At 32.9% G+C, this 1,044-nt stretch carries 2 protein-coding genes; both read left to right on the top strand.

The genetic code is table 11. From position 1 onward, the window contains the following. Positions 1-268, top strand: a 268-nt coding sequence (locus K7A41_RS12615) for a hypothetical protein (RefSeq protein WP_265713965.1), incomplete at its 5' end; no start/stop codon positions are given. A gap of 112 nt (positions 269-380) precedes the next feature. Continuing rightward, positions 381-965, top strand: a complete 585-nt coding sequence (locus tag K7A41_RS12620) for a hypothetical protein (protein WP_265713966.1) — start codon at positions 381-383, stop codon at positions 963-965. Positions 966-1,044: the final 79 nt, after the last annotated feature.

Consider the following 1,044-nt stretch of genomic DNA (forward strand, 5'->3'; position numbering starts at 1 on the left):
AAGACACCTATTTGAGGTGACGTTAAACGGTAAAGGCTATACAGTATTAGCTCTTAGCCTTGTAGAAGCAATTAAAGAGGTTATTGCTTGGAATAGCATGTCAGATGAAGACGATCAGGTAAGTGGTTTTATGATTCCTGATAACGAAGTGGAAAAACTCAAAATGTACTACGAAGATGATGAAATCGAAATGACGGTTATAGACTTTATTAAGGACAACATTAAACCCAGCAAAAATCCGGTCATCGTAACAAGGGAGGAGGATTAATGACCCTCACCAAACAACAAAGAGAAGCGCTCCGACTAAAGTATTCGGGGCGCTGCGCTTATTGTGTTTGAGTAATTTTAAATTTCTTGTTATATTCAATAAAATTTTAAACATGCCAAATCTATTTTTTGCGGAGCAAGAATTGGAAAATTCTAAAAGAGCTTTTCATCAATTTAAACAAATGAAGGTATTTGAACCATTGAATAAAGATTTCCAAGGGTTTATAATGCATCTTGATTTAGTATTTATCAAAGCTGAAAGAGGGTGTCAAGATATTAAAAGCAAGTTTCAACCATTTCAGGGTAAATATAAAAAATTAAGAAGGGAAGATCCTTTATTATCTTATTTAAAAAATGCACGAGATGCTATTAATCATGACAATGCAACGATATATGATTTTGAGGATACCAATATTCTCGCTGATATTGTTAAAATGACGCATAAAGACGGACATGGTAATGAAATTATTGAAGAAATACCTGTATTTGAAAGTGTAATAAAATTAAAAAAATTTAAAATAAATAATCAAGAATGGTTACCGCCAACAATGCATTTGGGGCAACCGCTATTTTGTAGAGCAGATCCTACAGAAGTTGCTACTTTAGCATTTAAATTTTATGAAGATTTCCTCAAAGAAAGGGACTGTCCCACTAAGTGTGTAAATAAAAAATACGGAGTTCAGTTATGTTCCTTATAACTGGACTCTTTTTTCAAATAAAGTTAAGAACTGATTTAGGATAATGCCCCAATTCTGAATAGGCATCGTCCACTTTTTA

This window comes from Sphingobacterium sp. InxBP1 (assembly GCF_026191775.1).
Taxonomy (GTDB): Bacteria; Bacteroidota; Bacteroidia; order Sphingobacteriales; family Sphingobacteriaceae; genus Sphingobacterium; species Sphingobacterium thalpophilum.

Excerpts from the sequence above, each read along its gene's own strand:
- K7A41_RS12620 (WP_265713966.1), top strand. The coding sequence starts at position 381 with ATGCCAAATCTATTTTTTGCGGAGCAAGAATTGGAAAATTCTAAAAGA.